The following is a 3,104-nucleotide window of genomic DNA, read 5'->3' as shown; positions in this document are numbered from 1 at the left end:
ACTGGTTTTCCAGCAACAGACAGTGATAACCCAACTGGCTCAGCCGATTATGCAGCCATAATCCGGCAATGCCGGCACCAACTATAACGACGTCTGCTGTAATGATGTTTTGACTCATGCGTTGCTGAGTTTCTCGTCCAGTGCTTCACATAACCAGTGACCAATCAGGATATGGCCTTCCTGAACCCGGGCGGTTTCGGTATCGGCGACACAGACACAATGATCAGCGATAGCTTTAAGCTGTCCGCCGCTTTGGCCGGTAAAGGCAATGGTTGCACAACCCGCTTTTTTGGCAGTGTTAATGCCGTTAATGACATTGGCACTGTTACCGGAAGTCGATAAACCAATTGCCACATCGCCGGGTCGGGCCAGCGCCTGAATTTGCCGATCGAATACGGTTTCAAAGCTGTAATCGTTGCTGTGTGCAGTGAGAATTGAGGTGTCGGTCGTCAGCGCAATTGCGGCCAGCGGTCTGCGATCTTCTTTATAACGAATCACAAATTCCGCCGCCAGATGCTGGGCATCAGAAGCGCTGCCGCCATTGCCGAAGAACAATACTTTATTGTCATTCAGCACGCAGTCGCTGATAAGGGCCAATAAATCATTTAATTGAGGCTCCATTTCAAACAAGCTTTCAATCATCTTTTGGTGGCGTTGCAAGGTGGATTTAAATGACACGGCTTACCTCATTTCGGCTCTAGTGGTAGTATTTGTGGTTTCCTGCAAACAGTGTAACAAAACGCTGTGCGCGATCGCACAACTCACTGCTTGGCAAAGCCTTTAGATGGCCTTAATGAAAAAGAATTCCTGTTATTTGCGACAAGATTTGGCTCGGGCCTGGGCCGATAAACCGGTGTTTGATGTTGTGGCCAACATTGACGGTGAGATCTTTCGTGATAAGGAAGGCCGCCGGACCTTGCGCTTCGAGCTGAATGATCACTCGTATTTTCTGAAATATCATCAAGGTGTCGGCTGGGCCGAAATCATTAAAAATCTGCTGCAAATGCGTTTGCCAATTATCAGTGCCCGCAATGAATGGCAGGCGATTCACTTTCTCGAAAAACACGGTATCGAAACCATGACGCTGGCCGGTTATGGCGAACAGGGCATTAATCCGGCGGCATTACGTTCGTTTGTAATTACTGATGATCTGGTGAATACCATGAGCCTGGAATATGTTGGCGAGCAATGGCAACAACGGCCACCGGGTTTTGCCACCAAACAGGCGCTTATCCGCAAGCTGGCCAACATGGCGGGCACCATGCATAAAAACGGCATGAATCACCGCGATTTTTATCTGTGTCATTTTCTGTTGGATGAACGCTTTGCCGAGAACAATACCTTCGATGACAACACGCCGGTGTATCTGATTGATTTGCACCGTGCGACCATCAGACATAAAACACCGAAACGCTGGCAGATAAAAGATCTGGGAAGCCTGTATTTTTCGGCTTCCAGAGTACCTTTGACTAAACGGGACAAATTACGCTTTATGCAGATTTATTCAGGCTTACCCTTGCGTACGATGCTGAAAGAGCAGGCCGATTTATGGCGTGAGGTGGAGCGTCGCGCGCAGAAGTTGCTGGCGGAATAATGGTTATGCTGAGTGCTCAAAATTTATTAAAAGAATTACCTGTCGCTTTTCCGGTTGAACTTGAGTTGGGTGGGACGAAATACCAAATCCAATCAATGTTACGTTTTCTGGCCGGACGGCGGATTGTTTTACATGCCAGCAATGACAGTGGCGAATTTGTGCTCAAAATCTTTGCCGCGCAAGGCAAAGGTCAGCAGGAATATCAACGCGAACTGAAAGCGCATCAACATTGCATGCAAGCAGATATTGCCGTAGCACAGATATTACATAATACCGAAGATCAGCAGGGTGTCAGCTTTATTATCTATGCCTTTTTGCCAAAGGCAGTCACCTTAAATGAATTATCAGAGGACGCGTTCCCACTTACAGCATTATTTGATTTGTTTGGACGTTGCCATCATCAGCGGTGTTATCAGCAGGATCCGCATCTGGATAACTTTGTGTTATCCAATAACACATTATATTTACTGGATTTAGCGTCAGTGGTTATACAAAAGAAGCCACTGAAAATGGTGACTTGCCTGAACAATCTGTCTCGGTTAATTGCCCAGTTTCCATTGCATCAGCAGGAATGGTTGTTGAACGCCTTACCGACATATTTTGCGGCTCGAAATATGGTGCTGGATCCGATTGTTGAACAACAGTTGCTTGGTAAGGTCAGCAAAGCTCGACTTTATCGGCAAACGCATTATCTGAAAAAGCAGTTTCGATCCTGCACTATGACACGCTATCGAAAATCGCTAATGATCGAAGCGGCCTGGCGTGGCAATTTATCTACCGCTTTAACAGAGCAGCCGTTAACGTTATTAAATCAAGCCATGCAGGATGGAATCTCTCTGAAAAAAGGCAACTCTGCAACTGTTGTCAAAAGTGAACTGGCGGGACAGCCGGTGGTGATTAAACGCTATAACATGAAAACGCCGTTACATTTTTTACGGCGTTGTCTGCGAAAAAGTCGCGCCAATGTGTCCTGGTACAATGCCAATCTGCTGGAATATCTGGGCATTGCCACCCCGCGACCTTTAGGCTTTGTGGAACAACGATTTCTTGGCCTGCGGCAAAAAGCCTATTTTATCTGTGAACATATTGTCGGACGTTCTCTGGCAGAGCTGGATGATTCAGAAATTCAGCATCCTGAAATGATTCAGCAAATCAGCGAATTATTTGAGCAGTTACGTCGCCATCATATTTATCATGGCGATTTAAAAGCCACCAATTGGCTGGTCGATAATCAGCAAAAAATCTGGCTGATTGATTTGGACGCGATGCAGCAAATCACAAAAACCGGTTTCAAGCGTTTACATAGAGAGGATCAGCAACGATTTTTACGCAATTGGCCGGTAGGTGAAACGCGTCACCTGTTAACCAAAGCGATCAAAGCATAAAGGTAGTCATACAGTGTTAAACGGAACGCATTTATGAAACTGGCGGTATGCCTGTATAAATATTTTGCCTATGGCGGCCTGGCGCGTGATTTTCGGCGGATTCTGGAAATCCGTCGTGATGCCGG

3 protein-coding genes are annotated in these 3,104 nt (G+C 46.5%); 2 read left to right on the top strand and 1 reads right to left on the bottom strand.

The features are described from left to right. Positions 1-114: 114 nt before the first annotated feature. Positions 115-678: a D-sedoheptulose-7-phosphate isomerase gene (locus tag B3O33_RS11995; RefSeq protein WP_292360423.1), complete on the bottom strand. Its 564-nt coding sequence runs from the start codon at positions 676-678 to the stop codon at positions 115-117. Positions 679-793: 115 nt separating this feature from the next. On the opposite strand from B3O33_RS11995, the gene rfaP reads away from it, so the two are divergent. Both rfaP and B3O33_RS11985 read left to right on the top strand, forming a co-directional pair. After that, entirely contained in the window at positions 794-1,594 is an 801-nt protein-coding gene (gene rfaP, locus B3O33_RS11990; protein WP_292360420.1) for a lipopolysaccharide core heptose(I) kinase RfaP, read from the top strand. 5 nt (positions 1,595-1,599) lie between these two features. Next, complete coding sequence (locus tag B3O33_RS11985; protein ID WP_292360419.1) at positions 1,600-2,979, top strand: lipopolysaccharide kinase InaA family protein; 1,380 nt, start codon at positions 1,600-1,602, stop codon at positions 2,977-2,979. Positions 2,980-3,104: the final 125 nt, after the last annotated feature.

Source organism: Methylophaga sp. UBA1464 (genome assembly GCF_002325665.1).
In the GTDB taxonomy this organism is placed as follows: Bacteria; Pseudomonadota; Gammaproteobacteria; order Nitrosococcales; family Methylophagaceae; genus Methylophaga.
The sequence above is the reverse complement of the archived record's forward strand: the minus strand, read 5'-3'. Positions and strand labels throughout refer to the sequence as shown.